Origin of the sequence: Burkholderia arboris (assembly GCF_038723655.1) — a bacterium.
Classification (GTDB): domain Bacteria; phylum Pseudomonadota; class Gammaproteobacteria; order Burkholderiales; family Burkholderiaceae; genus Burkholderia; species Burkholderia arboris.
This window is the reverse complement of record NZ_CP109821.1, coordinates 2,055,694-2,082,098: the sequence shown is the minus strand read 5'-3', so window position 1 is coordinate 2,082,098 and position 26,405 is coordinate 2,055,694. Positions and strand designations below refer to the sequence as shown.

24 protein-coding genes are annotated in these 26,405 nt (G+C 65.9%); 21 read left to right on the top strand and 3 right to left on the bottom strand.

The features are described 5' to 3' along the window. Genes OHZ10_RS09760 through OHZ10_RS09750 form a run of 3 tightly spaced genes read left to right on the top strand, consistent with a single transcriptional unit; the run spans position 1 to position 2,777 of the window. A complete protein-coding gene (locus OHZ10_RS09760; protein ID WP_174994122.1) occupies positions 1–891 on the top strand; it encodes a peptidoglycan DD-metalloendopeptidase family protein in 891 nt (296 codons plus the stop codon). 11 nt (positions 892–902) lie between these two features. Further along, complete coding sequence (gene rpoS, locus OHZ10_RS09755; protein ID WP_059234006.1) at positions 903–1,997, top strand: RNA polymerase sigma factor RpoS; 1,095 nt, start codon at positions 903–905, stop codon at positions 1,995–1,997. A 3-nt stretch (positions 1,998–2,000) separates the two neighbouring features. Beyond that, the gene (locus tag OHZ10_RS09750; protein ID WP_059234007.1) at positions 2,001–2,777 is read left to right on the top strand and encodes a 3'-5' exonuclease; all 777 of its coding nucleotides are present in this window, start codon (positions 2,001–2,003) and stop codon (positions 2,775–2,777) included. Positions 2,778–2,807: 30 nt separating this feature from the next. Here the strand turns inward: OHZ10_RS09750 and OHZ10_RS09745 are convergent, their stop codons facing one another. Next, positions 2,808–3,662, bottom strand: a complete 855-nt coding sequence (locus tag OHZ10_RS09745) for an endonuclease/exonuclease/phosphatase family protein (RefSeq protein ID WP_342702251.1) — start codon at positions 3,660–3,662, stop codon at positions 2,808–2,810. Positions 3,663–3,882: 220 nt separating this feature from the next. Between OHZ10_RS09745 and rlmD the strand changes: the two genes are divergently transcribed. Then, a complete protein-coding gene (gene rlmD / locus OHZ10_RS09740; RefSeq protein WP_256084957.1) occupies positions 3,883–5,280 on the top strand; it encodes a 23S rRNA (uracil(1939)-C(5))-methyltransferase RlmD in 1,398 nt (465 codons plus the stop codon). Positions 5,281–5,343: 63 nt separating this feature from the next. Here rlmD and OHZ10_RS09735 read toward each other — a convergent pair whose 3' ends face one another. Continuing rightward, positions 5,344–6,042, bottom strand: coding sequence for a Bax inhibitor-1/YccA family protein (locus OHZ10_RS09735; RefSeq protein ID WP_006761414.1), 699 nt, complete (start codon positions 6,040–6,042; stop codon positions 5,344–5,346). A 249-nt stretch (positions 6,043–6,291) separates the two neighbouring features. Here OHZ10_RS09735 and ndk point away from each other — a divergent pair, with 249 nt between their 5' ends. The 17 genes from ndk to OHZ10_RS09650 all read left to right on the top strand — a co-directional run bounded on the left by ndk (position 6,292) and on the right by OHZ10_RS09650 (position 24,999). After that, positions 6,292–6,717 carry a nucleoside-diphosphate kinase gene (ndk, locus tag OHZ10_RS09730; RefSeq protein ID WP_017332230.1) on the top strand — a complete coding sequence of 142 codons (426 nt, stop codon included), beginning with the start codon at positions 6,292–6,294 and terminating at the stop codon, positions 6,715–6,717. A 55-nt stretch (positions 6,718–6,772) separates the two neighbouring features. After that, a complete protein-coding gene (rlmN, locus tag OHZ10_RS09725; RefSeq protein ID WP_011549686.1) occupies positions 6,773–7,912 on the top strand; it encodes a 23S rRNA (adenine(2503)-C(2))-methyltransferase RlmN in 1,140 nt (379 codons plus the stop codon). Between the two features lie 150 nt (positions 7,913–8,062). Next, the gene (locus tag OHZ10_RS09720; protein WP_174994119.1) at positions 8,063–9,085 is read left to right on the top strand and encodes a helix-turn-helix domain-containing protein; all 1,023 of its coding nucleotides are present in this window, start codon (positions 8,063–8,065) and stop codon (positions 9,083–9,085) included. Positions 9,086–9,197: 112 nt separating this feature from the next. Then, a complete protein-coding gene (gene ispG / locus OHZ10_RS09715) occupies positions 9,198–10,502 on the top strand; it encodes a flavodoxin-dependent (E)-4-hydroxy-3-methylbut-2-enyl-diphosphate synthase (RefSeq protein ID WP_059236726.1) in 1,305 nt (434 codons plus the stop codon). A 20-nt stretch (positions 10,503–10,522) separates the two neighbouring features. Further along, on the top strand, positions 10,523–11,863 hold the full coding sequence (hisS, locus tag OHZ10_RS09710; RefSeq protein ID WP_059234012.1) for a histidine--tRNA ligase: 1,341 nt from the start codon (positions 10,523–10,525) through the stop codon (positions 11,861–11,863). 55 nt (positions 11,864–11,918) lie between these two features. Next, positions 11,919–12,548, top strand: a complete 630-nt coding sequence (locus tag OHZ10_RS09705; protein WP_059234013.1) for a tetratricopeptide repeat protein — start codon at positions 11,919–11,921, stop codon at positions 12,546–12,548. 41 nt (positions 12,549–12,589) lie between these two features. Next, positions 12,590–13,735: an outer membrane protein assembly factor BamB gene (gene bamB / locus OHZ10_RS09700; RefSeq protein ID WP_059234014.1), complete on the top strand. Its 1,146-nt coding sequence runs from the start codon at positions 12,590–12,592 to the stop codon at positions 13,733–13,735. A gap of 249 nt (positions 13,736–13,984) precedes the next feature. Then, complete coding sequence (gene der, locus OHZ10_RS09695) at positions 13,985–15,322, top strand: ribosome biogenesis GTPase Der (protein ID WP_059234015.1); 1,338 nt, start codon at positions 13,985–13,987, stop codon at positions 15,320–15,322. A gap of 141 nt (positions 15,323–15,463) precedes the next feature. Next, entirely contained in the window at positions 15,464–15,706 is a 243-nt protein-coding gene (gene hfq / locus OHZ10_RS09690) for an RNA chaperone Hfq (protein WP_006754897.1), read from the top strand. A gap of 72 nt (positions 15,707–15,778) precedes the next feature. Beyond that, positions 15,779–16,954, top strand: coding sequence for a GTPase HflX (gene hflX, locus OHZ10_RS09685; protein ID WP_174994142.1), 1,176 nt, complete (start codon positions 15,779–15,781; stop codon positions 16,952–16,954). A 47-nt stretch (positions 16,955–17,001) separates the two neighbouring features. Then, positions 17,002–18,348 carry an FtsH protease activity modulator HflK gene (gene hflK / locus OHZ10_RS09680; RefSeq protein WP_342702245.1) on the top strand — a complete coding sequence of 449 codons (1,347 nt, stop codon included), beginning with the start codon at positions 17,002–17,004 and terminating at the stop codon, positions 18,346–18,348. 15 nt (positions 18,349–18,363) lie between these two features. Then, positions 18,364–19,263 carry a protease modulator HflC gene (gene hflC / locus OHZ10_RS09675; RefSeq protein WP_174994117.1) on the top strand — a complete coding sequence of 300 codons (900 nt, stop codon included), beginning with the start codon at positions 18,364–18,366 and terminating at the stop codon, positions 19,261–19,263. A gap of 36 nt (positions 19,264–19,299) precedes the next feature. Next, positions 19,300–19,491, top strand: coding sequence for a DUF2065 domain-containing protein (locus tag OHZ10_RS09670; protein ID WP_009687995.1), 192 nt, complete (start codon positions 19,300–19,302; stop codon positions 19,489–19,491). A 103-nt stretch (positions 19,492–19,594) separates the two neighbouring features. Further along, on the top strand, positions 19,595–20,743 hold the full coding sequence (locus tag OHZ10_RS09665; RefSeq protein WP_059234020.1) for an ATP phosphoribosyltransferase regulatory subunit: 1,149 nt from the start codon (positions 19,595–19,597) through the stop codon (positions 20,741–20,743). A 113-nt stretch (positions 20,744–20,856) separates the two neighbouring features. Continuing rightward, positions 20,857–22,203 (top strand): adenylosuccinate synthase, encoded by a 1,347-nt coding sequence (locus OHZ10_RS09660; RefSeq protein WP_059234021.1) that lies wholly within the window; start codon positions 20,857–20,859, stop codon positions 22,201–22,203. Positions 22,204–22,210: 7 nt separating this feature from the next. Further along, a complete protein-coding gene (locus tag OHZ10_RS09655; protein WP_059234022.1) occupies positions 22,211–22,807 on the top strand; it encodes a phosphoribosyltransferase in 597 nt (198 codons plus the stop codon). Between the two features lie 275 nt (positions 22,808–23,082). Continuing rightward, positions 23,083–24,999, top strand: a complete 1,917-nt coding sequence (locus tag OHZ10_RS09650) for a potassium transporter Kup (RefSeq protein ID WP_342702242.1) — start codon at positions 23,083–23,085, stop codon at positions 24,997–24,999. 22 nt (positions 25,000–25,021) lie between these two features. Here the strand turns inward: OHZ10_RS09650 and OHZ10_RS09645 are convergent, their stop codons facing one another. After that, entirely contained in the window at positions 25,022–26,047 is a 1,026-nt protein-coding gene (locus OHZ10_RS09645) for a terpene synthase family protein (RefSeq protein ID WP_174994115.1), read from the bottom strand. Positions 26,048–26,405 lie beyond the last annotated feature (358 nt).

Below are 26,405 nucleotides of genomic sequence, written 5' to 3'. Positions count from 1 at the left end.
ATGAGTATGTTGCGCGCGATGCAAAACAACCGATCCAGGGAACCGCTCACGCTCGCCCAGCGCGCGATCTGTGTGGCTGCGTTCTCCACGCTACTGGCCGCCTGTGCGACGCGGCTCGACAACGCGCCCGTCGTCGATCGCTCCGGCTCGCTCGGCACGACCGCCGCCGCGCAGCCCGCGGTGCCGCTCGGCCCGCCGCCCCCCGGCTTCTACCGTGTGAAGCCGGGCGACACGCTGTACCGGATTGCGCTCGAGAACGGGCAGAACTATCGCGACATCGCGACGTGGAACAATCTGGCGAACCCGAACCAGATCGAAGTCGACCAGTTGCTGCGCGTGGCGCCGCCGGGCGGCGCTGCGGTTGCGGGCGCACCGGCTACCGCGCCGATCGCGGGTGCCGCGGTGGCGACCGCGCCGCTGAGCAGCGGTCCGGCAACGCCGGCCGCCGGCACGTCGTCGGCACTTGCCGCCACGCCGCCGGCTGCGGCAACCGGGTCGAGCGATACGGCGGCTGCCCCGAGCGGCCCCGTGACGTTCGCGTGGCCCGCGCGCGGGCCCGTGCTGAACGGGTTCGACGACGCGAAGAACAAGGGCGTCAATATCGGCGGCACGGCCGGCGAGACCGTGAAGGCGGCAGCGGACGGCCGGGTCGTTTACTCCGGCAATGGCCTGCGTGGTTACGGCAACCTCATTATCATCAAACACGATGCAACTTACCTCACGGCGTATGCACACAATCGCGCTTTGATGGTAAAAGAGGGGGACGCGGTAACGAAGGGGCAGAAGATCGCCGAGATGGGTAACAGCGATGCCGACCGCGTGATGCTGCATTTCGAGGTTCGCCGGCAGGGTAAACCTGTCGATCCGCTGAAGTATTTGCCGCCTCAATAACCGAGACGACCATGCCGAAATCGAAGCGCCACGAGCCGCAAGCCGAGTCTGAGAAGATCAGTCGTGCCACGCAAGCATCGGTGGGGCGATCGGGTGCTTCGACGGACGACGAAGACGACGTCGCGGAAAACGAACGTGATCTCGAGGCACGTGACGCCGAGTCGGACGCGGACGGTGGCGACGACGAGCGCGAAGGGCGTTCGGAAGCAGCGCCCGACGTCGACGATTTCCGCACGATCCTGCAAGCCGAGCTCACGGCCGACACGATTCAGCATTACCTGAACCGGATCAGCGTGAAGCCGCTGCTGACCGTCGAGGAAGAGCAGCGCTATTCCCGCCTCGCGAAGGCCGGCGAATTCGAGGCCCGGCAGGTGATGATCGAGCGCAACCTGCGTCTCGTCGTCAGCATCGCGAAGGGGTACCTGAACCGCGGCGTGCCGCTGCTCGACCTGATCGAGGAGGGTAACCTCGGCCTGATGCACGCGATCGAGAAATTCGACCCGACGCGCGGTTTCCGTTTCTCGACCTACGCGACATGGTGGATCCGGCAGAGCATCGAGCGGGCGATCATGAACCAGGCCCGCACGGTGCGCCTGCCCGTGCACGTGATCCGCGAACTGAACCAGGTGCTGCGCGCGAAGCGCCACCTCGAAAAGAATTCGATGTCGACGGGCGAGGCGGCCGAGCGCCGCGAAGCCAGTATCGACGATATCGCCTATCTCACCGGCAAGACCGCCGAGGAAGTCACCGATATCCTTGCGCTCAACGAACACACGGCGTCGCTCGACGCGCCGCTCGATCTCGATCCCGCGAGCAGCCTGCTCGACCTGTTGCCCGACGACCAGAGCCAGTCGCCCGACGCCGAGGTGCAGCACCGCGAGCTCGAAACGCTGACGCGCGCGTGGCTGTCGCGGCTGTCCGACAAGCACCGGCATGTGATCGAGCGCCGCTTCGGCCTGAACCACATCGAACCGGCGACGCTCGAGGAGCTGGCCGACGAGATGGGGCTCACGCGCGAGCGCGTGCGGCAGATCCAGCAGGAAGCGCTGGTGCGCCTCAAGCGGTTCTTTGCCTCCAACGGCGTGCGCAAGGACGCCGTTCTGTAACTGATGACTCCGATTCTCGTTTTTGACATCGAGACGATTCCCGATGTCGACGGCATTCGCCGTCTGGAAGACCTGCCTGCGACGCTCGACGATGCCGCGGTGGCCGAACACGCGTTCGCTGCGCGCCGCGAGAAGACCGGCGGCGATTTCCTGCCGCACCACCTGCAGCGGATCGCGGCGATCTCGTGCGTGTTCCGCGACAACAACGGCTTTCGCGTGCGCTCGCTCGGGACGCCGCAGGACAACGAAGCGACGCTGATCCAGTCGTTTTACCGCGTGATCGAGAAATACACACCGCAGCTCGTGTCGTGGAACGGCGGCGGCTTCGATCTGCCGGTGCTGCATTACCGCGCGCTCGTGCACGGCATTCCCGCGACCCGCTACTGGGATCTCGGCGAGGACGACCGCGAATTCAAGTGGAACAACTACATCTCGCGCTATCACTCGCGGCATACCGACCTGATGGACGTGCTCGCGATGTATCAGGCGCGCGCAAATGCGCCGCTCGACGCGCTGGCGAAGCTGTGCGGCTTCCCGGGCAAGCTCGGGATGGATGGCAGCCAGGTGTGGCCGGCGTTCCGGGATGGCCGGATCGACGAAATCCGCAATTATTGCGAAACCGACGTCGTCAACACCTACCTGCTGTACTGCCGGTTCCAGTTGATGCGCGGCGGCCTGACGCCGAGCGAGTACGCGGACGAGATCCTGATCGTGAAGAACGCGCTCGCGCTGGAACCGGCGCCGCACTGGGCCGAGTACCTGGCCGGCTTCGACGCGTAGCGCGGGCGGCCCGCGCCGCAACCGGCGCGATCAGGCCAGTTCGAGCAGCACCGGCTGGTGATCCGACGCGCGCACGTCGCCGTCGATCTCGCAGCGGATGACGCGCGGCAGCAGCGTGTCGGTCACGAACACGAAGTCGCACGCGAGCGGCCCTTCCGACCATTGCACCGTATCGTGGACGCCGGCCGTCGGCGGCGGCGTGCGGCCCGGGTGTCGTGCGACCCACGCGTCGACGAAGCGCGGCGCGTCGGCGATCGGCGCCAGGAAGCGCCGGTACGCATCGCTGTCGAATGCGCTGTTGAAATCGCCGCAGACGATCGCATCGCGCGGCTGGCCGGTCGCGCTGAACGGCCCCTCGGCGGTCTCGGCGGGCGCCGGGCATGCCGCGTGCGCGCAGGCCTCGCGATGCCGGTCGCGCAGCGCGCCGACCTGCGCAAGCCGCTGGCGCGCCGAGTAATACTCCAGATGCGTGGTGACCACGCGCAACGGCCCGAACGGCGCCTGCACCTCGACGTCGAGCGCGACGCGCGGCATCGACGGCGCGCCGGCGTCGGCCGGCCACGGCAGCAACTGGCGCAGCACGCGTCCGGCCGGCAGCCGCGTCGCGATCGCGTTGCCGAACTGGCGGCGCGGAGCGCCCGGTTCGATCGCCGGCAAGTCGGCGCCGATCGCTTCGATGATCGTGTAGCCGGGCAGCCGCGCCGCGAGTTCGGCGAACTGGTCGGGGCCGGGGCCGCCGGGCAGCGCGCCGAAGCCGCGCGTGACCTCCTGCAGGCACAGCACGTCGAAATCGCCGAGGCGCTGGATCGCCGAGACGGTTCGGGAAAGGTCGACGATGCCGTCCGCGTCCCGACCCCATTGGATGTTCCAGTCGATCAGTCGCATGGTCGAATCTCCTGTCGGGCGGATGCGGGCCCGAGGGCTTGCCCCGGCCGGTTCCGCGGCATGCCGGGGCGGGCGCCTCCCGAAGTCGCGTGAACGGCCGTGCGAGCGCCACGCAGGGCCGTCCATGTGCAAGTGTCGCCGCTTGCCCGATCCAAAGCGCGCGATACGGGCCTGCGTCGTCTACAATCTCGCCTTCTTCAACGTTTGTCAGGAAAAGCTGGTGTCCGAAGCCGTCCCCACTTCTGCGCGCAAATCGAAAAATGCGCCCGTCGCGCCCGGGCCCGCCCCGGTTCTCGAGATCGAATCGCTCGACATGGAAGCGCGCGGTGTCGGCCGCACGATCACCGAGGACGGCGAGCCGGGCAAGGTCATCTTCGTCGAAGGCGCGTTGCCGGGCGAGCGCGTGACCTATTCGAGCTACCGCCGCAAGCCCAGCTACGAGCAGGCGACGGTTGTCGACATTCTGCGCCCGAGCGTGATGCGCACGCAGCCGAAATGCAAGTTCTTCGGCACCTGCGGCGGCTGCTCGATGCAGCATCTCGACATGCGCGCGCAGGTGGCGGTCAAGCAGCGTGTGCTCGAGGACAACCTGTGGCACCTGGCGAAGCTGCGCGCGGAAACGATGTTCGCGCCGATCCACGGCCCGTCGTGGGGTTATCGCTATCGTGCGCGCCTGACCGTGCGCAACGTGGCGAAGAAGGGCGGCGTGCTGGTCGGCTTCCACGAGAAGAAGAGCAGCTATGTTGCCGACATGACGAGCTGCGAAGTGTTGCCGCCGCACGTGTCGGCGATGCTGGTGCCGCTGCGCCGGCTCGTCGAAGGGCTGTCGATCCGCGATCGCATGCCGCAGATCGAACTCGCGGTCGGCTCGGAAGTCACGGCGCTCGTGCTGCGCGTGCTGGAGCCGATCAACGCGGACGACGAAGCGCTGCTGCGTGCGTTCGCCGACGAGCACAAGGTGCAGTTCTGGCTGCAGCCGAAGGGCCCGGACACGGTGACGCCGTTCTACCCGCTCGACGTATCGCTCGACTACACGCTGCCGGAATTCGGCATCCGCATGCCGTTCAAGCCGACTGACTTCACGCAGGTCAATCACCAGATCAACCGCGTGCTGGTGGGCCGCGCGCTACGCCTGCTCGCGCCGTCGCGCGACGACCGCGTGCTCGACCTGTTCTGCGGGATCGGCAACTTCACGCTGCCGCTCGCGCGGCTGTCGCGCGAAGTGATGGGTATCGAGGGCAGCGACACGCTGACGACGCGCGCGCTGGCGAATGCGCGCGAGAACGGTGTCGACGGCCACACGACGTTCGCCTGCCGGAACCTGTTCGAAGTGACGGGCGACGACCTGCGCGCGCTCGGCGCCTTCGACAAGTTCCTGATCGACCCGCCGCGCGAAGGCGCGCTCGCGGTGTCGAAGGCGCTGGCCGAGATCGCGCAGAGCGGCGAAGGCCCGCTGCCGAAGCGGATCGTCTACGTGTCGTGCAACCCGTCGACGCTCGCGCGCGACGCGGGCCTGCTCGTGCACGAGGCCGGTTACCGGCTCAAGGGTGCCGGTGTCGTCAACATGTTCCCGAATACGTCGCACGTCGAATCGATCGCGCTGTTCGAGCGCGACTGAGCCGGGCGGCGGACGTAAAAAAACCGGCCCGAGGGCCGGTTTTTTCCTGAGGCGTGGCGAGCGTCAGTTGCGGTTGCCGCCGAAGATGCCGAGCAGGGCAAGCAGGTTCGTGAACACGTTGTACAGGTCGAGGTAGATCGCGAGCGTGGCCGAGATGTAGTTCGTCTCGCCGCCGTTCACGACGCGCTGGACGTCGAACAGCATGTAGGCCGAGAAGATCGCGATTGCGAGCACCGACACGGTGAGCATCAGCGCCGGCAGCTGCAGGAAGATGTTCGCGACCGAGGCGAGCAGGATCACGATCACGCCCATGAACAGCCACTTGCCGAGACCCGAGAAATCGCGCTTGCTGACGGTGGCGATCGTTGCCATCGCGGCGAAGATGATGCCGGTGCCGCCGAACGCGAGCATGATCAGCGACGGGCCGTTCGAGAAGCCGAGGATGAAGCTCAGCAGCCGCGACAGCATCAGGCCCATGAAGAACGTGAAGCCGAGCAGCACGAACACGCCGGCCGCGCTGTTTTTCGTCCGCTCGATCGCGAACATGAAGCCGAACGCGATCGCGAAGAATGCGAGCAGGCTCATCATCGGGCTCGTGGCCGCGAACAGCGAGAAGCCCGTCGCGACGCCGACCCAGGCGCCCAGCACGGTCGGTACCATCGATAGCGCGAGCAGCCAGTACGTGTTCCGCAGCACGCGGTTGCGAACCTCGGCGGTGCTGACGGAACCGCCGCGGCCGAAATTGTACGGATAGTCGTTCATGGTTTCTCCTAACATTGAACGCGTGGGCGTCCGGGGCCGGTTCGGCACACGCGGTGTGCGGCGCAGCAAACCGGAGCAGCTATGGCTAAGATACGTTCCGTGCCGGGAGGTTTCAATGGCCGTGCGGCACAAAACATATGGATTCTGAACCTTTCATTCGTGTAAGGGTTCAATCGCAATGATACACGGGATCGTGCTACAATAGCGGATTCATTTGAACCTGTAACTTCTTAATTTTTTGGAGTTTTTATGGCAATCGAGCGCACCCTGTCGATCATCAAGCCGGATGCGGTGGCAAAGAACGTGATCGGCCAGATCTACAGCCGTTTCGAAGGCGCCGGCCTGAAGATCATCGCATCGCGCATGGCGCACCTGTCGCGCGCTGACGCAGAGAAGTTCTACGCGGTTCACGCTGCACGTCCGTTCTTCAAGGACCTCGTCGATTTCATGATCTCGGGCCCGGTGATGATCCAGGTCCTGGAAGGTGAAGGCGCGATCCTGAAGAACCGCGACCTGATGGGCGCAACGGATCCGAAGAAGGCAGAAAAGGGCACGATCCGCGCCGATTTCGCCGACAGCATCGACGCGAACGCGGTGCACGGCTCGGACGCGGCTGAAACGGCAGCGGTCGAAGTCGCTTTCTTCTTCCCGGAAATGAACGTTTACTCGCGTTAAGCCCTGGCTGACAGCAAGTAGGCCGGATTCAGCGCACGCGGCAAGGCAGCACATCATGACGAGCGAAACTTCCGTCAATCTTCTCGACTTCGATGCCGAGGGTCTTGTCGCGTACTGCGGCAGCCTTGGCGAGAAGCCGTTCCGCGCCAAGCAGTTGCAGCGCTGGATCCACCAGTACAACGCCGGCGATTTCGACGGCATGACCGATCTTGCGAAGTCCCTGAGAGAAAAGCTCAAGGGCCGCGCATCGATCGTGATGCCCGATATCGCCAGCGATCACGTTTCCACCGACGGCACGCGCAAGTGGCTGATCGACGTCGGAAACGGCAATGCGGTCGAAACCGTGTTCATCCCGGAAGAAACGCGCGGCACGCTGTGCGTGTCGTCGCAGGCCGGGTGCGCGGTCAACTGCCGCTTCTGTTCGACGGGCAAGCAGGGCTTTTCCCGCAACCTGTCGACAGCCGAAATCATCGGCCAGCTCCGCATGGCCGAATTTGCATTGCGAGCGTCGCTGGGCCGCGCGCCCGGTCCGAACGGCAAGGCCGAACGGGTCGTCACCAACGTGGTGATGATGGGCATGGGCGAGCCGCTCCTGAACTACAGCGCGGTCGTGCCCGCGATGCGGCTGATGCTCGACGACAACGCGTACGGCCTGTCGCGCCGCCGCGTCACGCTGTCCACGTCGGGCGTGGTGCCGATGATGGACCGCCTCGGCGCCGAGCTGCCGGTCGCGCTGGCCGTTTCGCTGCACGCGCCGAACGACGCGCTGCGCGACGAGCTGGTGCCGCTCAACAAGAAGTATCCGCTGCGTGAGCTGATGGCTGCGTGCCAGCGTTATCTGAAAGTCGCGCCGCGCGACTTCATCACTTTCGAATACTGCATGCTCGACGGCGTCAACGACACCGAAGCGCATGCGCGCGAACTGCTGGCCGTCACGCGCGACGTGCCGTGCAAGTTCAACCTGATCCCGTTCAATCCGTTTCCGGAATCGGGCCTCATCCGCTCGAAGCCGGAGCAGATCAAGCGTTTTGCACAGGTCCTCATCGACGCGGGTGTCGTCACGACCGTGCGCAAGACGCGCGGCGACGACATCGACGCTGCGTGCGGCCAGTTGGCCGGCGCCGTGAAGGACCGCACGCGCCTCGCGGAACGAACGGGCGCAGCAGGAAAAATCATCGAAGTTCGGGCGGTTTGACGGGGATGCCCGAACCTTTTGGCGGTACAGCACGCGAATAGCGATCGGTCGCGGCGCCTCGGCGCCGCGCATGGTATGAACAGTTGCGGACGCGGGCCGGCGGGAGCCGGCGGCGGCCGCCAGTGAAGAAGAATCGACGCGAGGACAAGGATGAGTGAGCCGCAGCCGACTAACGGCGCAGAGACGAATGCCGCGAAGCCGGCACCGGCGGGACTGGAATCGCTGGCGGCGGTCGGCAGCCGGCTGGCGCAGCTTCGGGAGACGAAGGGCTGGTCGGTCGACGACGTATCGGCGCGACTCAAGGTCGCACCGCAGAAGCTCCGGGCACTCGAGGCCGGCGACATCAGCCATTTGCCCGGTGTGACGTTCGCGCTCGGTGTCGTGCGCAGTTACGCGAAGATGCTCGGCGTCGATCCGGAGCCGTTCGCGCAGGCGCTGCGCCGTGAGCGCGGGGTGCCGGAAGTCGATCTGTCGATGCCCGCGTCGTCGGGGACGGATCTGCCGCGCGGCCGCGTGTCGATTCCGCTGGGCGGTTCGTCGCGCCACCATCCGTGGCTGTGGGGAACGGCGATCGTCGTCGTCGCGGTGGTCGCCGTACTGATGTGGCACACTGGCGGCGATTCGTCGAGCCTGCTCGCGCGCTTCAAGGGCGGCGACACGGAGCACGCGTCGGCCGCGAGTGCGTCGGCGGCATCCTCGTCGTCGGTCGAAGAGGCTGCCTCGAGCGGCGCATCGGCTGTCACCGCCAATGAGGTTCCGGCCCCGGCGGCCGCTTCGGCCGCCCCGGCGGTGCAGGCGATTGCATCCGCTGTCCCGGCGCCCGTGGCGCCGGTTGCGGCTGCTGCTGCGTCGCAGCCCGTCGTGGCAACGACGGCGGCAAGCGCTGCCGCGCCGGCGCAGCCGGCGAGCGTCGTGGCCGCGGCAGGCCAGTCGATGGTCGAACTGAAGGTCAAGCAGGATTGCTGGTTCAGCGTGCGCGACAAGAACGGCAAGGAGCTGTTCTCGGCGATGGTGCGGGCTGGCGAAACGAAGCAGGTCGCCGGCGACGGGCCGTTCAAGGTCACGATCGGCAACAAGGCAGGCCTCGACGCAGTCGCGTTCGACGGAAAACCTGTCGATCCGGCAAAATATTCGGCAGCGCGGGGTAATGTGGCACGGTTCACGTTGCCCTGACGTCAAGCGCCGTGGCGAAGGCCTGTCGTCGATATCGGCAGGCCGTGCGGGCACGGCGCTTTTTCAATTCATGCGCCGCGTCGCGGCGCATTCCGCGTAAATGGATCTATCGATGCAATCCGAAGCTCAATCCCCACGCAGCAGTCAGATTTGTTCAACCGAGCCGGTGTTCGGCGGGCATCAGCCGCGCCGCGTATCGCATGCGGTGGATGTCCGCTGGGGCGGGCAACTCGTGACGATCGGCGGCGACGCGCCGGTGCGCGTGCAGTCGATGACGAATACCGACACGGCCGACGCGATCGGCACGGCGATCCAGATCAAGGAACTCGCGAACGCAGGCTCCGAACTGGTGCGCATCACGGTCAACACGCCCGAGGCCGCGGCCGCCGTGCCGGCGATCCGCGAGCAGCTCGACCGGATGGGCGTGACCGTGCCGCTGGTCGGCGATTTCCACTACAACGGCCACCTGCTGCTGCGCGATTACCCGGGCTGCGCGGAAGCGCTGTCGAAGTACCGGATCAACCCGGGTAACGTCGGCCAGGGCGCGAAACGCGATACGCAGTTCGCGCTGATGATCGAGGCCGCGGCCAAATACGACAAGGTCGTGCGAATCGGCGTGAACTGGGGCAGCCTCGACCAGGACCTGCTCGCGCGCATGATGGACGAGAACGGTGCGCGTGCGCAGCCGTGGGGCGCGCAAAGCGTGATGTACGAAGCGCTGATCCAGTCGGCGATCGGCTCGGCCGAACGTGCGGTCGAACTCGGCCTCGGCCGCGACCGCATCGTGCTGTCGTGCAAGGTCAGCGGCGTGCAGGACCTGATCGCCGTGTACCGCGAGCTCGGCCGCCGCTGCGGCTTTGCGCTGCACCTCGGGCTGACCGAGGCCGGCATGGGCTCGAAGGGCATCGTCGCATCGACGGCCGCGCTCGGCGTGCTGCTGCAGGAAGGGATCGGCGACACGATCCGCATCTCGCTGACGCCGGAGCCGGGCGCATCGCGCACGGGTGAAGTGATCGTCGGCCAGGAAATCCTGCAAACGATGGGCCTGCGCTCGTTCGCGCCGATGGTGATCGCGTGCCCGGGCTGCGGCCGCACGACGAGCACGCTGTTCCAGGAACTCGCGATGCAGATCCAGACCTATCTGCGCGAGCAGATGCCGGTCTGGCGCAAGGAATATCCGGGCGTCGAGAAGATGAACGTCGCGGTGATGGGCTGTATCGTCAACGGCCCGGGTGAATCGAAGCACGCGAACATCGGCATCAGCCTGCCGGGTTCGGGCGAGAACCCGGCCGCCCCCGTCTTCATCGACGGCGAGAAGGTCAAGACGCTGCGCGGCGAGCGGATCGCCGAGGAATTCCAGCAGATCGTCAGCGACTACGTCGCACGCAATTACGGCCGCACCGAGGCCCTGAACTAATTCGTCCACACACACGAACGATGACTGAACAGAAACGCAAGATCGAGAAGCTCACCGGCGTCAAAGGCATGAACGACATCCTTCCGCAGGATGCCGGCCTGTGGGAATTCTTCGAAGCTACCGTGAAATCGCTGCTGCGCGCGTACGGCTACCAGAACATCCGCACGCCGATCGTCGAACACACGCAGCTCTTCACGCGCGGCATCGGCGAAGTCACCGACATCGTCGAGAAGGAGATGTACAGCTTCACCGACGCGCTGAACGGCGAGAACCTGACGATGCGCCCGGAAAACACCGCGGCCGTCGTGCGCGCGTCGATCGAGCACAACATGCTGTACGACGGCCCGAAGCGCCTGTGGTACATCGGCCCGATGTTCCGTCACGAGCGTCCGCAGCGCGGCCGCTATCGCCAGTTCCACCAGGTCGGCGTCGAGGCGCTCGGCTTCGCGGGCCCCGATGCGGATGCCGAGATCATCATGATGTGCCAGCGCCTGTGGGACGACCTCGGCCTGACCGGCATCAAGCTCGAGATCAACTCGCTCGGCCTCGCCGAAGAGCGCGCCGCACACCGCGTCGAGCTGATCAAGTACCTCGAGCAGTTCGCCGACGTGCTCGACGAGGACGCCAAGCGCCGTCTGTATACGAATCCGCTGCGCGTGCTCGACACGAAGAATCCCGCGCTGCAGGAAATCGCGCAGAACGCGCCGAAGCTGATCGACTTCCTCGGTGAAGAATCGCGCGCGCACTTCGAAGGGCTGCAGCGCCTGCTGCTCGCGAACAACATTCCGTTCAAGATCAACCCGCGTCTCGTGCGCGGCCTCGATTACTACAACCTGACCGTGTTCGAGTGGGTGACCGACAAGCTCGGCGCGCAGGGCACGGTTGCGGCCGGCGGTCGCTACGATCCGCTGATCGAGCAGCTCGGCGGCAAGCCGACCGCCGCGTGCGGCTGGGCGATGGGCATCGAGCGCATCCTCGAGCTGCTGAAGGAAGAGGATCTCGCACCCGAGCAGGAAGGCGTCGACGTGTACGTCGTGCACCAGGGCGACACGGCGCGCGAACAGGCGTTCATCGCGGCCGAGCGCCTGCGCGATACGGGCCTCGACGTGATCTTCCACTGCAGCGCCGACGGCGCGACGGCGAGCTTCAAGTCGCAGATGAAGCGGGCCGACGCAAGCGGCGCCGCGTTCGCGGTGATCTTCGGCGAAGAAGAGGTCGCGAACGGCACGGTGGGCGTGAAAGCGTTGCGCGGTGCGGGTGCGGAAGGGGAAAAGAACGTTCAGCAGACCGTACCGGTCGAAAGCTTGACCGAATTCCTAATCAATGCGATGGTTGCATCCGCCGAAGACGGCGACGACTGATCGCGCTGGCATCCGCTCGACAAGAAAAGCCTGAACAGGAAGGAATCGCTCGCCGATGAGTTATCACGACGAACAAGAATCGATTGAAAGTCTCAAGGCGTGGTGGGCCCGCTGGGGCAACCTCACCACGTGGATCGTGCTCGCGGCGCTCGTCGTCGCGGCCGGTTTCAACGGCTGGAACTACTGGCAGCGCCGTCAGGCCGCCGAGGCGTCCGGGCTGTACGAGCAGGTTCAGAAGGCCGCCGCCGCGAACGACAAGGCGACGATGGCCCGCGCGGCCGGCGACATGGAAGACAAGTTCGGCAGCACGCCGTATGCGCAGATGACGGCGCTCGCGGCCGCGAAGACGCTGTATGCGGCCGGCGACACCGCAGGCGCGAAGGCGCAGCTGCAATGGGCCGTCGATCACGCCAAGGACGACGAGTACAAGCAGATCGCGAAGCTGCGTCTCGCGTCGCTGCTGCTCGACGAAAAGGCGTACGACGCGGGCCTCGCGCTGCTGTCGGGTACGACGGTCGATGCATTCAAGGGCCTCGTGGCCGATCGTCGTGGCGATCTGCTGGCTGCGCAAGGCAAGACCGACGATGCGCGCGCCGCTTACAAGCTCGCACTCGACGGCCTGTCGAAGGACGACCAGTCTGCGCGCCAGCTCGTGCAGTTCAAGCTGGACGCGCTCGGCGGCTGACTCCCGGTCCCCTCAACCTCTTAACTCTGCTTCGCTAACCGATGAATTTGCTGAAACGTTACGCTGTGCCCGTTGCCTGCGCGGCGGCTGTCCTCGCTTTGGCGGCCTGCTCGTCGTCGAAGGACGCGCGCCGCGTGCCGACGCCGCTCACCGAGTTCAAGCCCGTCATGGACGTGCAACAGGTCTGGAAGGCGAGCGTCGGCAAGGGTGGGCGCTACCTGTTCTCGCCGGTGGCCGTGGGCGACGCCGTCTTTGCGGCGGGCGAAAACGGTTCGGTCGAGAAGATCGATGCGAAGACGGGCCAGACCATCTGGCGCTCGAAGGTCGGTTCGGACCTGTCGGCCGGTGTCGGCAGCGACGGCAACCTGACTGCGGTCGGCGCACTGAAGGGCGGTGTGTTCGTGCTGGGCCCGGACGGCAAGCAACTGTGGAAGACGGCAGTGCAGGGCGAGATCTTCTCGCCGCCGCTCGTCGGCAACGGCCTCGTGGTCGTCCGCACGATCGACGGCCAGGTGATCGCGTTCAACGCGCAGACGGGCGAACAGAAGTGGAACTACCGCAACCGTGCGGTGCCGCTGAATCTGCGCGTGTCGGCCGGCATGACGTTCGCGGGGGATGCGGCCGTGCTGGCAGGCTTCCCGGGCGGCGGTCTCGTTGCGATCAACCTGCAGACGGGCGAGCCGTTCTGGCAGACCCCGGTGTCGTTCCCGAAGGGCGTGACCGAGGTCGAGCGCATCAATGATGTCAGCGGCCCGCCGACGCTCGTGGGTGCGGAAGCCTGCGCGGTGACGTTCCAGGGTCAGCTCGGCTGCTTCGATGCGAACTCGGGCCGTGCGCTGTGGGAAAAGCCGTTCTCGAGCCGCAGCGGTCTCGCTCAGGACGATTCGGTGGTCGCCGGCGGCGACGACTGGTCGGTCGTGACCGCGTACGACGCGGCCTCGGGCAACCAGCTGTGGCGCAACGACAAGCTGAAGAGCCGTGACGTCGGCGTGCCGTACCTGCTCGGGCACGCGGTCGTGATGGGCGATTACAAGGGCTTCGTGCACTTCCTGTCGCGCGAAGACGGCAGCTTCATCGCCCGGATGAAGACCGACGGCAGCGCGATTGCAGCGGCGCCGGTCCTCGCGGGCAATACGCTCGTGGTGCAGACGAAGGACGGCGGCCTGTACGGGTTCCGTCCGCGCTGACGCGCAGGAAAAACAGGTGCGGCCGGGGCGCGGCGGGCTTGTCCCGCGCGCCCCGGCCGTGCAGCATGAGGGCGGCCGGTGTTCCCGGCCGCTCGGTATTTGAAAGGCAGTTCGAGACGAAAGACGACGGCGCGCAACGCGCGCCGGGCGCGCGCATCCGAGGCGGCGCGAATTCGTGATATTTTCATTCAGCGCAGCCGCCCGCAGCAGCGGGCCTCCCGCTGCTGCGCTTCACCGTAGAAAACACAGATGAAACCGGTCATTGCCCTCGTTGGGCGCCCCAATGTGGGGAAATCCACGCTGTTCAACCGGCTCACGCGTTCGCGCGATGCGCTGGTCGCCGACTTGCCGGGCCTGACGCGCGATCGCCATTACGGCGAAGGGCGCGTCGGCGAACGCCCGTACCTGGTCGTCGATACGGGCGGCTTCGAACCCGTCGCGAAGGACGGCATCCTGCACGAAATGGCGCGCCAGACGCGGCAGGCCGTCGAGGAAGCCGACATCGTCGTCTTCATCGTCGACGGCCGCAACGGGCTCGCGCCGCAGGACAAGTCGATCGCCGACTACCTGCGCAAGACCGGCCGGCCGATCTTCCTCGTCGTCAACAAGGCCGAGGGGATGAAGTACACGTCGGTCGCGGCCGACTTCTACGAGCTCGGGCTCGGCGACCCGCGCGCGATTTCGGCCGCGCACGGCGACGGCGTGACCGACATGATCAACGAGGCGCTGGAGGTTGCTTACGCCGACCGCCCGGAGGAAGAGGACGAGAACGACCCGTCGCGCGGCATCAAGATCGCGATCGTCGGCCGTCCGAACGTCGGCAAGTCGACGCTCGTGAACGCGCTGATCGGCGAGGATCGCGTGATCGCGTTCGACATGCCGGGTACGACGCGCGATTCGATCTACGTCGACTTCGAACGTAACGGCAAGAAATACACGCTGATCGACACGGCCGGCCTGCGGCGTCGCGGCAAGGTGTTCGAGGCGATCGAGAAGTTCTCGGTGGTGAAGACGCTGCAGTCGATCTCCGATGCGAACGTCGTCATTCTTCTGCTGGATGCGCAGCAGGATATTTCGGACCAGGACGCGCACATCGCCGGCTTCGTCGTCGAGCAGGGCCGTGCGCTCGTGATCGGCGTCAACAAGTGGGACGGTCTCGACGAACACGCGCGCGACCGCGCGAAAGCGGATTTGACCCGCAAGCTGAAATTCCTCGACTTCGCGAAGTCGCACTTCATTTCGGCTGCGAAGAAGACGGGCATTGGCGCGCTGATGCGCTCGGTTGATGACGCGTACGCAGCGGCGATGGCGAAGCTGCCGACGCCGAAGCTCACGCGCGCGCTGATCGAGGCCGTCGAATTCCAGCAGCCGCGCCGTCGCGGCCCGGTGCGTCCGAAGCTGCGCTATGCGCACCAGGGCGGCCAGAATCCGCCGCTGATCGTCATCCACGGCAACGCGCTCGACGCGGTCACGGAAACCTACAAACGCTACCTCGAAAACCGGTTCCGCGAAACTTTCTCGCTGACCGGGACTCCATTGCGCATAGAGTTCCGTTCGTCGAACAACCCGTACGCGGACAAGGGCTGAAGCACGCCCCGCAAGGGTAGGCCGCAAGGCCTACGCCCCGGGCGGGGCAGGCAAAATCGGCTATAGTGTAGCGATTGGCGCCGGATCTCTTTTTCTTCGCCGCCAATCCAGATCAACCTGCAAAAAAAGATGGAGTACGCCATGAGCAACAAAGGGCAATTGTTACAAGACCCGTTTTTGAACGCACTGCGCAAAGAGCACGTTCCCGTTTCGATCTACCTCGTCAACGGCATCAAGCTTCAAGGGAACATTGAATCGTTCGACCAGTACGTCGTGTTGCTCCGTAATACGGTGACCCAGATGGTCTACAAGCACGCCATCTCGACGGTCGTGCCGGCGCGTCCGGTGAATTTCCACCCGGACGCGGAAGCCACCACGTCCTAACCTATCGCAGCGGCCGGCATCCGGTCGCCGCGAGCGACCGATGCCAGCCGCCTTATCTTGACACCCGATAATTTGATCAACGCAGCGCTCGTCGGCATCGATTTCGGCAAGACCGATTTCGAAGCCAGTCTCGAAGAACTCAGTCTTCTCGCCTCCAGCGCGGGGGCCCGTCCCGCCGTCACCCTCACGGGTCGTCGCGCCAGTCCCGATGCCAAGATGTTCATTGGCAGCGGCAAAGCCGAAGAACTACGGCTTGCGTGCGACGCGCACAACGTCGAAATCGTCATCTTCAACCACGCCCTGGCGCCGGCCCAGCAACGCAATCTGGAGCAGGCACTTAACAGGCGTGTGGTCGATCGCACGAGCCTCATCCTCGATATCTTCGCGCAGCGCGCCCGCAGCCACGAAGGCAAGCTGCAGGTCGAACTCGCGCAGCTGCAATACCTGTCGACGCGGCTCATTCGTGCGTGGACCCACCTTGAACGGCAGAAGGGCGGTATCGGCCTGCGCGGCCCCGGCGAAACGCAGCTCGAAACCGACCGCCGGCTGATCGGCGAGCGCATCAAGATGCTGAAGTCGCGGCTCGACCGGCTGCGCCGGCAGCACAGCACGCAGCGTCGGCAGCGCGCGCGCAGCGGCACGATGTCGGTGTCGCTCGTCGGCTATACGAACGCAGGCAAGTCGACGCTGTTCAATGCGCTGACGAAAGCACAGGCTTACGCGGCCGACCAGCTGTTCGCCACGCTCGATACGACGTCGCGGCGCGTGTACCTCGGCGACGAGGTCGGCCAGATCGTCGTGTCCGATACGGTCGGGTTCATCCGCGAGCTGCCTCACCAGCTCGTCGCGGCCTTCCGCGCGACCCTCGAGGAAACGATCCACGCGGATCTGCTGCTGCATGTGGTCGATGCGTCGAGCGCGGTCAGGCTCGAGCAGATCGAGCAGGTCAACGGCGTGCTGCACGAGATCGGCGCGGACACGATCCGGCAGGTGCTGGTGTTCAACAAGATCGACGCCGTGCCCGAGCTGGCGGCCCGCGGCGACGCGGTCGAGCGGGACGAATATGGTAATATTTCGCGCGTCTTTTTGAGCGCGCGCACCGGTCAGGGTCTTGATACGTTGCGTGCCGCCATCGCCGAAATCGCCTCCGCGGAACACCTCTCCAGTGCGACGTTACCCAGCGGCGCGCTCGACGGCGCACCCGCAGAACCACACGAAGACCACACGATTTCCGAACACGGGCGCTAACCGGTCCCGGCCGGTTCGCCGGCGTCTTATCTGGTGAACAAACTCTGGTGAACGAATACAACGAGCGGAGTACCTGGCGGCGGATGCGCGCCTTGCTGTCGATCAACGATCCCCGCTGGGGACGCGGCGAAGGCAATGGCAAGGACGGATCCCGTCCGCGTCCGAACGAATCGAAGCGTCCGCAAGGCGGCGACGGCGATGGTCCGCCCGATCTCGACGAGATGTGGCGCAACTTCAACCGGCGCTTGAGCGGCCTTTTCGGCGGCAAGGGCGGCAACGGCTTCCGTCCTGACAACGGGCGGGCTGCACGCGTCGGCGTCGGCATTGTGATCGGCGTGCTGGTCGCAGTCTATGCAGGCAGCGGGCTGTTCGTCGTGCAGGAGGGCCAGACAGGCGTCGTGCTGCAGCTCGGCAAGCTGTCGGGCACGGTCGGCCAGGGCGTGCACTGGCGCGCGCCGTATCCGTTCGCGTCGCACGAGATCGTCGACACGTCGCAGGTCCGCTCGATCGAGATCGGCCGCAACAATGTCGTGCGTCTCGCGAACGTGAAGGAAGCCGCGATGCTGACGCGCGACGCCGACATCGTCGACGTGCGTTTCATCGTCCAGTACCGGATCCGTTCGGCGACCGACTACCTGTTCCGCAGCATCGATCCCGAACGCAGCGTGTCGCAGGCCGCGCAGGCCGCGGTGCGCGCGATCGTCGGCACGCGCAGCGCGGCCGACATGCTGAACCAGGACCGCGACGCGCTGCGCGAGCAGCTTTCCGCCGCGATCCAGCGCGATCTCGACCGCTACCAGTCGGGCCTCGAAGTGACGGCCGTCACGATGCAGAGCGTCGCGGCGCCGGAGCAGACGCAGGCTGCCTACGCCGAAGTCGCGAAGGCGCGCGACGAGCGCGAGGCCGCCAAGCGTGCCGCGCAGGCGTATGCAAGCGATCTGTTGCCGAAGGCGCAGGGCGATGCCGCGAAGCTCGTCGACGAAGCGAAGGCCTACGCCGATCGCGTGGTCACGCAGGCCGAAGGCGACGCCGACCGCTTCAAGCAGGTCTACGCGCAGTACTCGAAGGCGCCCGCGGTGATCCGCGAGCGGATGTACCTCGAGACGATGCAGGAAATCTATTCGAACGCGACGAAGGTGTTCGTCGGCAACAAGGGCGGCAACAGCGTCGTGTACCTGCCGCTCGACAAGCTCGTCGAGCAGGGGCGGCAAAACGCCGCAGCGTCGACCGGCGCGTCCGCGCCCGACGCGGCGTCGGCACCGGCGGCCGTGGCGCCGGCGGCAGCCGCAGCTGTGCCCGCGAGCGCCGCACCGGCCGCCGCGACATCGGGCGTCGATGTGCTGCGATCGCGTGAAGCGTTTCGCAGCCGGTCGCGCGAAGACGATACGAAGTAACGGGGAGCGCAGAACATGAACCGAATCATTGCGCTCGTCGTCGCAATCGTGATCGTTGCCTTCGCGGCGTCGTCGACGGTCCTGACCGTCGATCCGCGCCATACGGCCGTGCTGTCGGGCCGCGACGGCGCGCAGCCCGAACTCGCAGGCCCCGGCATCCATTTCAAGCTGCCGCCGCCGCTGCAGACGGCCACGCTGATCGACACGCGCCTGCAGTCGCTCGAGTCGTCCGATCCGCTGCAACTGGCAACCGAAGACAAGCACGACCTGCTCGTCGCGTATGCGGCGAAGTATCGGATCAGCGATCCGATGAAGTATTTCACCGCGACGGGCGGCGACCCGGCGGCGGCGACCGAACGGCTGTCCGGCGCGCTGAAGAGTGCGCTCGGCGACGCGTTCGGTACGCGCGCGCTCGACGATGCGCTCGGTGGCCAGCGCGCGATCGCCGATGCGGCCCGCGATGCGGCGAAGGCGAAAGCGTCCGGTTTCGGCGTCGATGTGGTCGACGTCCAGCTGACGCGCGTCGACCTGCCGGCCGCGCAGACGGATGCCGTCTACCAACGGATGATCGGCGCGTTGCGCGATCAGGCTGCACAGGTGCGCGCGCAAGGTGCGTCCGACGTCGAGCAGATCAAGGCCGACGCCGAACGCGAACAGCAGGCCGTGCTCGCGAACGCGTACAAGTCCGCCCAGACGATCAAGGGCGAGGGCGACGCGAAGGCCGCGACGATTGCCGCCGATGCGTTCGGCCGCGATCCGCAGTTCTATCAGTTCTACGCGAGCCTGCAGGCCTACCGGAACACGTTCAAGCGCAACGACATCATCGTCGTCGATCCTGACAGCGAGTTCTTCCGCTTCATGCGCAGCCCGACGGGCGGTGCCGCACCGGCGGCACCTGCTCCCCGCAAACATTGACCTTGGGGCGCCGCGTCGAGCGGCGCCGTCGCTCGCATGGACCTGGCTGGCTCGTTGTTGCTCGCAGTAGCGCTGATGCTGATCATCGAGGGGGCGTTTCCCTTCGTGTTTCCCGTCGCCTGGCGCGACACGTTTCGTAGAATAGCTGAGCGGCCGCCGCATCATATCCGGATCGGCGGGCTGATCGTGATGGCGCTCGGGCTCGTGCTGCTGCTGCTCGCCACCTGATCCGGAAGGCGCATCCGCCGTTCCGTTCCGCCCGATTCCGAAGTTCCGATTTCAACTCGCGGCGCGTGTGTCGCGCGCCGTTCCCCGTCGTAGGACCGTACCGATGTCGACCTGGTTACTTCCCGAGAATATCGCCGACGTACTGCCGTCGGAAGCGCGCAAGATCGAGGAGCTGCGTCGCAGGCTGCTCGACCGCTTCCGTTCGTACGGCTACGAAATGGTGATGCCGCCGCTGCTCGAGTATCTCGAGTCGCTGCTGACGAGCGGTGGCGCGGACCTTCGTCTGCGCACCTTCAAGCTGGTTGACCAGTTGTCGGGCCGCACGCTCGGCCTGCGCGCGGACATGACGCCGCAGGTGGCACGGATCGACGCGCACCTGTTGAACCGTCAGGGCGTGACGCGTCTCTGCTATGCGGGCCACGTGATGCATACGCGTCCGCGCGGCCTGCACGCGACGCGCGAGCAGATCCAGATCGGCGCCGAAATCTACGGGCATGCCGGGCTGGAAGCCGACCTCGAGATCCAGCAGCTGATGCTCGACGCGCTGCATCTCGCGGGCCTGTCGCGCATCCGCCTCGACCTCGGCCACGCGGGCGTGCTCGCGGCGCTGCTGGCGCGCGACGCGCAGGCCGCCGAGCGTGGCGAGTCGCTGTACGACGCGCTGTCGGGCAAGGACGTGCCGCTCCTGAACGAACTCACCGACGATCTCGGCGCCGATACGCGTGCCGCGCTGCGCGCACTGCCGAACCTCTACGGCGACGCGAGCGTGCTCGCCGAGGCGCGCGCACGCTTGCCGGTCCTGCCCGAAATCACGCGGGCGCTCGACGATCTGGCGCAGCTCGCGGCGCAAGCGAAGGGCGCCGAAGTCGCGATCGATCTCGCCGACCTGCGCGGCTACGCGTACCACAGCGGTGCGATGTTCAGCGCGTACATCGACGGCGTGCCGAACGCGATCGCACGCGGCGGCCGTTACGACCACGTGGGGCAGGCGTACGGCCGTGCCCGCCCGGCAACGGGCTTCTCGCTCGACCTGCGCGAGCTCGCGCGGATTTCGCCGGTCGAGGCGCGCGGCACCGCGATCCTCGCGCCGTGGGCGCAGGACGATGCGCTGGGCGCGGCCGTCGCCGCGCTGCGCGATGCGGGCGAGGTCGTGATCCAGGCACTGCCGGGTCACGATCACGTGCTCGACGAGTTCGCGTGCGACCGTTCGCTCGTCGAGCGCAACGGTGCATGGGTGGTCGAACCCCGATAAACAGGCGTTCGCGGGCCGTGCTTCGGCGTGCATATCGTTGAAGCGAAACGGAAAAATTCGGAATCGCCCGCGAACATAGGTAGAATACGTTTTTAACCAGCTAACGAATCAACATGTCTGCCAGCGCAGTGAACGTGACTCCCGGGCGCAATGTCGTCGTCGTGGGAACGCAATGGGGTGATGAAGGCAAGGGCAAGATCGTCGACTGGCTGACGGACCACGCTCAGGGCGTCGTGCGTTTCCAGGGCGGTCACAACGCCGGCCACACCCTCATCATCGGCGGCAAGAAAACGATCTTGCGCCTCATTCCGTCGGGCATCATGCGTGAAGGCGTCGCCTGCTACATCGGCAACGGCGTCGTCCTGTCCCCCGAAGCACTGTTCAAGGAAATCGGCGAGCTCGAAGAAGCCGGCGTGAACGTGCGCGACCGTCTGTTCATCTCCGAAGCCACGACGCTGATCCTGCCGTACCACATCGCGATCGACCAGGCACGCGAAGCGCGCAAGGGCGCGGGCAAGATCGGCACGACGGGCCGCGGCATCGGCCCTGCGTACGAAGACAAGGTCGGCCGCCGCGCGCTGCGCGTGCAGGACCTGTTCGACGCGAAGACCTTCGCCGACCGCCTGCGCGAAAACCTCGATTTCCACAACTTCGTCCTGACCCAGTACCTGGGCGGCGCGGCCGTCGATTTCCAGGCCACGCTCGACACGATGCTCGGCTATGCCGACCGCCTGAAGCCGATGGTGGCAGACGTATCGCGTCGCCTGTACGACGCGAACAACGCGGGTCAGAACCTGCTGTTCGAAGGCGCGCAAGGCACGCTGCTCGACATCGATCACGGCACCTATCCGTTCGTCACGTCGAGCAACTGCGTCGCGGGTGCGGCGTCGGCTGGCGCGGGCGTCGGTCCGCAGAAGCTCAACTACATCCTCGGCATCACGAAGGCGTATTGCACGCGCGTCGGTTCGGGCCCGTTCCCGAGCGAACTGTACGATGCGGACAATCCGCAGCGTCAGGACCAGGTTGGCGTCACGCTCGCGAACGTCGGCAAGGAATTCGGCTCGGTCACCGGCCGTCCGCGCCGCACGGGCTGGCTCGACGCCGCTGCGCTGCGCCGTTCGATCCAGATCAACGGCGTGTCGGGCCTGTGCATGACGAAGCTCGACGTGCTCGACGGCCTCGACGAAGTCAAGCTGTGCGTCGGCTACAAGATCGACGGCAAGGATGTGGACATCCTGCCGCGCGGCGCAGCCGATGTCGCGCGTTGCGAACCCGTGTACGAAACGTTCCCCGGCTGGAAGGAAAGCACGGTCGGCATCAAGACGTGGGATGCGCTGCCGGCGAACGCGCAGGCGTACCTGTCCCGCGTCCAGGAAGTGGCTGGCGTGCCGGTCGACATGGTGTCGACGGGCCCGGACCGCGACGAAACGATCCTGCTCCGCCATCCGTTCAAGGTGTAATTCTCAGATGACGCAGCAAATTTCGATGACGGCGGCAGATTTGATGACCGATCCGCGCAACGACGACAAGAACCTCTGGGTGGGCTGGGACGAGTATCACCGTCTGATCGAGCTGCTCGCGCTCCAGGTGCACGCCTCGGGCTGGAAGTTCGACCAGATCCTGTGCCTCGCGCGCGGCGGCCTGCGTGTCGGTGATCAGCTGTCGCGCATCTACGACGTGCCGCTCGCGATTCTCGCGACGAGCTCGTACCGGGAAGCGGCGGGCACCGAGCAGGGTGAGCTCGACATCGCGCAGTACATCACGATGACGCGCGGCAATCTGGCGGGCAACGTGCTGCTGGTCGACGATCTCGTCGATTCGGGCGTCACGCTCGCGCGCGTGCAGGAGCACCTGAAGGAGCGCTATCCGTCCGTGACGGCCGTGCGCTCGGCCGTGCTCTGGTACAAGGGTTGCTCGAAGGTCAAGCCCGACTATCACACGCAGTTTCTGCCGACGAATCCGTGGATTCACCAGCCGTTCGAGGAGTGGGACACGGTTCGTCCGCACAACCTCGAGGCGTGGATCAAGCGCGGTCGCGCGCAGCGCGACGGTTCGGGCGCGTAAGCACCTGCCCGATCGAAGGAAAGCCTTGTACGGCGCCGCTTGCGGCGCCGTTTTTCATTGGCGCGCCGGGTGCGCCGGGCGGTGCGTGCCGCGGATCCGGTAGGCAGACGGCGCGGCCCCGGCTATGATGGCAGCCCCTGCCACAGCTCGCGCCGGATTGCATGCGCAGTGTGGCTCACGTGGTTCCACGGCAACAGAGCAGGGCGGCGTTTCACGGGGGCGCGAGTAGAATAGCGCTCGTTTTGTCCGACCCGGACCCGATTATTACGTTTCATATGAACGACACGACCCACGCGACCGACGCCGCACACGCGCCGCATTCGACGCAACAACACTCGATGCGGGCGCTAGCGATAGCAGCCATCGGCGTCGTGTTCGGCGACATCGGCACCAGCCCGCTGTACTCGCTGAAGGAGGCGTTCAGCCCCGCCCACGGCATTCCGCTCACCGAGGGGTCGATTCTCGGCGTGATCTCGCTGCTGTTCTGGGCAATCATCCTGGTGGTCGGCGTCAAGTACCTGCTGTTCGTGATGCGGGCCGACAACAACGGGGAAGGCGGCGTGCTCGCGCTGATGGCGCTGTCGCTGCGGCCGCTCGACTCGAAAACGCGGGTCGCGGGTGCGCTGATGGCGCTCGGGATCTTCGGCGCGTGCATGTTCTACGGCGACGCGGTGATCACGCCGGCAATCTCCGTGATGTCGGCGGTCGAGGGTCTCGAAATCGCGACGCCGCACCTGTCCCATCTCGTGCTGCCGATCACGATCGTGATCCTGATCGCGCTGTTCTGGATCCAGCGCCACGGCACCGCGCTGGTCGGCAAGCTGTTCGGGCCGATCATGGTCCTGTGGTTCGTCGTGATCGCAGCGCTCGGCGTGTACCACATCGTTCGCGTGCCGGGCATCATCGCGGCCGTCAACCCGTACTACGCGGCATCGTTCATGGCCGACCACCTGCTGCAGGCCTACGTCGTGCTCGGCTCGGTCGTGCTGGTGCTGACCGGGGCGGAAGCGCTCTATGCGGACATGGGCCACTTCGGTGCAAAGCCGATCCGGATCGCCGCATACGGGCTCGTGATGCCGTCGCTCGTGCTGAACTACTTCGGCCAGGGCGCGCTGCTGATCCAGAACCCGAAAGCAATCGAAAACCCGTTCTTCCTGCTGGCGCCCGAGTGGGGGCTGCTGCCGCTCGTCGTGCTGTCGACGGTCGCGACCGTGATCGCGTCGCAGGCCGTGATCTCGGGCGCATATTCGCTGACGTCGCAGGCGATCCAGCTCGGCTACGTGCCGCGCATGAAGGTGCTGCACACGTCGGAACTCGCGATCGGCCAGATCTACGTGCCGGTCGTGAACTGGCTGCTGCTGTTCGTGATCCTCTGTATCGTGGTCGGCTTCAAGAGCTCCGATAACCTCGCGGCTGCGTACGGCATTGCGGTGACGGCGACGATGGTGATCACGACCGTGCTCGCGTGCGTCGTGATGGTGAAGGTGTGGAACTGGAACCGGTTGCTGGTCGGCGCGATCATCGCGGTGTTTCTCGCGATCGACCTCGGCTTTTTCGGCGCGAACCTGCTGAAGGTCGCGCAAGGCGGCTGGCTGCCGCTCGGCATCGGCGCGCTGCTGTTCTTCCTGCTGATGACCTGGTACAAGGGGCGTCACATCGTCAAGGAACGCACGGCGGCCGACGGTATTCCGCTCGAGCCGTTCCTGCAGGGGCTGCTTGCGCATCCGCCGCATCGGGTGTCGGGCACCGCGATCTACCTGACCGGCAACGACAAGCTCGTGCCCGTCAGCCTGCTGCACAACCTGAAGCACAACAAGGTGCTGCACGAGCGGACCATTTTCCTGACGTTCGTCACGCGCGACTTTCCTTACGTCCGCGGCGACAAGCGCCAGACTTCGCGCGATGCGGGCGGCGGGCTGTACATCGTCAAGGCCGAGTACGGCTTCAACGAGACGCCGGACGTGAAGGCCGTGCTCGAGGAATTCGGCCGCACGCACGACATGACGTTCGAGCTGATGGACACGTCGTTCTTCCTCGCGCGCGAAACGGTCGTGCCGACGCATCTGCCCGGGATGTCGATCTGGCGCGAGCGCGTGTTCGCGTGGATGCACCAGAACGCCGCGAAGCCGACCGACTTCTTCTCGATTCCGGCGAACCGCGTCGTCGAGCTCGGTACGAAGATCGAGATCTGACCGGGCGCGGCGCGCAGGCGGTTCAGCCGCGCGCCGCGTTCGCCGACAGCGCCATCGCGCCGCGATCGTCCGCATCGCCCGCCGCGAACGCAGCCGCATAGCGCTGCGTGTCCCGCGTCACCCAATCCAGATAGCCGCGTATCCAGTACCGGTAGCCGTCGACAAGGCCGCGCACGCGCGTGTCGGCGTGCTGGACAAGCGCATCGGCGCACTGCACGAACTCGGCGATCTCGGCGCGTACGCGGTCGGCCGTGTAATCGACGCCGGCCTGCAGCGAATGACCGCGCGCCGCGTGGATCATCACCATGTTCCTGAACTGGCCCGGCTGGCGTGCTTCGATACCGATACTCTGGATGTCGTTGCACCAGCAGACGATATGGTTCGCGTGCCGGCCCAGCGCCTGGATCTCAGGCCGGTGAAACGTGTCGGGCGGGACGGCGCCGGAATTGGCCACGTCCGCCAGCGCCAGGCAAGGATTCATGCCGCTCGTGTGGCGCCGGATCGTTTCGTACTGCGGCACGGCGACCGGCTCGACTTTCAGGTGACCGAGAATCTGCAATCCGGCCGTGGTGGCCCACAGGCGCATCCCTTGCGCGAAGCGCGCGAAATGCTCGGCGGACAGGCGCGCACGCAGCCGTTGACATACGTCGAACCACGCTCGCTCGCCGTAGACCGGCTCGGGGCCCGTACATTCGTAGTCGAGTACGTCGATCATCGCGGTCAGGTTGCGCAGCGTATCGGGGCCGATCGGCTCCGCGCGATTGACGAACGCGTCGTCGGCGAGAAAGAACCACACGAAATAATCGGCAAGCGCCTGCAGCAGCGGAGGATCGGCGTTCGGGTAACAGCGCGCGGCGAGCCAGCCGTATCGGGTGCGGGCGACGCGCTCCCGATGGTCGTCGGAGGCGAGCAGGCCGTATGCGCCGGCCCATTCGAGCATGCGCGATTCGATCAGCTCGACGTGCGGTGAACAGGCACCGGCCCACGGCACATCGAAAACGGGAATGCGCAAGGCGGCCAGTTCGGTTTCCAGATCATCTGCTTTCATGATTCCCCGATCCATTTTGGCGAATAGGGGCCGGCTTGCTGGCCGGCGCCCATTCCGGATGTCATGCGTCGTGAATCGACTTCAGAACGTGGTAATGAGAGACGGGAGGCCTGACGCGCGCGGCGCGTCTGAGCGCCGCTGGGAATCCTGTTGCCGAGCGGAAAGATCATTTCGCCTTTCCAGGGCATTGAAATGCCGTTTGCGAATTAATTTTATGTACGGTATCCGACGCGTCAAGAAAATGCATGCTGCAGTGCGAATTGTTTAACTCGCTGATTGGAAACAGGGAAGTGGTGACGAAATTGCATATATTCGTTTTTCATCGCGAATCCTGAATCCGTGCGGCGATGCAATAAAA

Bases quoted from the DNA above. Each gene is read 5' to 3' on its own strand.
- ispG (WP_059236726.1), top strand. From the start codon at position 9,198: ATGCAATCCGAAGCTCAATCCCCACGCAGCAGTCAGATTTGTTCAACC.
- rpoS (WP_059234006.1), top strand. From the start codon at position 903: ATGCCGAAATCGAAGCGCCACGAGCCGCAAGCCGAGTCTGAGAAGATC.
- OHZ10_RS09750 (WP_059234007.1), top strand. From the start codon at position 2,001: ATGACTCCGATTCTCGTTTTTGACATCGAGACGATTCCCGATGTCGAC.
- ndk (WP_017332230.1), top strand. From the start codon at position 6,292: ATGGCAATCGAGCGCACCCTGTCGATCATCAAGCCGGATGCGGTGGCA.
- OHZ10_RS09645 (WP_174994115.1), bottom strand. From the start codon at position 26,047: ATGAAAGCAGATGATCTGGAAACCGAACTGGCCGCCTTGCGCATTCCC.
- hfq (WP_006754897.1), top strand. From the start codon at position 15,464: ATGAGCAACAAAGGGCAATTGTTACAAGACCCGTTTTTGAACGCACTG.
- bamB (WP_059234014.1), top strand. From the start codon at position 12,590: ATGAATTTGCTGAAACGTTACGCTGTGCCCGTTGCCTGCGCGGCGGCT.
- OHZ10_RS09670 (WP_009687995.1), top strand. From the start codon at position 19,300: ATGGACCTGGCTGGCTCGTTGTTGCTCGCAGTAGCGCTGATGCTGATC.
- hisS (WP_059234012.1), top strand. From the start codon at position 10,523: ATGACTGAACAGAAACGCAAGATCGAGAAGCTCACCGGCGTCAAAGGC.
- OHZ10_RS09760 (WP_174994122.1), top strand. From the start codon at position 1: ATGAGTATGTTGCGCGCGATGCAAAACAACCGATCCAGGGAACCGCTC.
- OHZ10_RS09655 (WP_059234022.1), top strand. From the start codon at position 22,211: ATGACGCAGCAAATTTCGATGACGGCGGCAGATTTGATGACCGATCCG.
- OHZ10_RS09745 (WP_342702251.1), bottom strand. From the start codon at position 3,662: ATGCGACTGATCGACTGGAACATCCAATGGGGTCGGGACGCGGACGGC.
- OHZ10_RS09665 (WP_059234020.1), top strand. From the start codon at position 19,595: ATGTCGACCTGGTTACTTCCCGAGAATATCGCCGACGTACTGCCGTCG.
- OHZ10_RS09650 (WP_342702242.1), top strand. From the start codon at position 23,083: ATGAACGACACGACCCACGCGACCGACGCCGCACACGCGCCGCATTCG.
- OHZ10_RS09705 (WP_059234013.1), top strand. From the start codon at position 11,919: ATGAGTTATCACGACGAACAAGAATCGATTGAAAGTCTCAAGGCGTGG.
- OHZ10_RS09660 (WP_059234021.1), top strand. From the start codon at position 20,857: ATGTCTGCCAGCGCAGTGAACGTGACTCCCGGGCGCAATGTCGTCGTC.
- hflC (WP_174994117.1), top strand. From the start codon at position 18,364: ATGAACCGAATCATTGCGCTCGTCGTCGCAATCGTGATCGTTGCCTTC.
- rlmN (WP_011549686.1), top strand. From the start codon at position 6,773: ATGACGAGCGAAACTTCCGTCAATCTTCTCGACTTCGATGCCGAGGGT.
- OHZ10_RS09720 (WP_174994119.1), top strand. From the start codon at position 8,063: ATGAGTGAGCCGCAGCCGACTAACGGCGCAGAGACGAATGCCGCGAAG.
- OHZ10_RS09735 (WP_006761414.1), bottom strand. From the start codon at position 6,042: ATGAACGACTATCCGTACAATTTCGGCCGCGGCGGTTCCGTCAGCACC.
- der (WP_059234015.1), top strand. From the start codon at position 13,985: ATGAAACCGGTCATTGCCCTCGTTGGGCGCCCCAATGTGGGGAAATCC.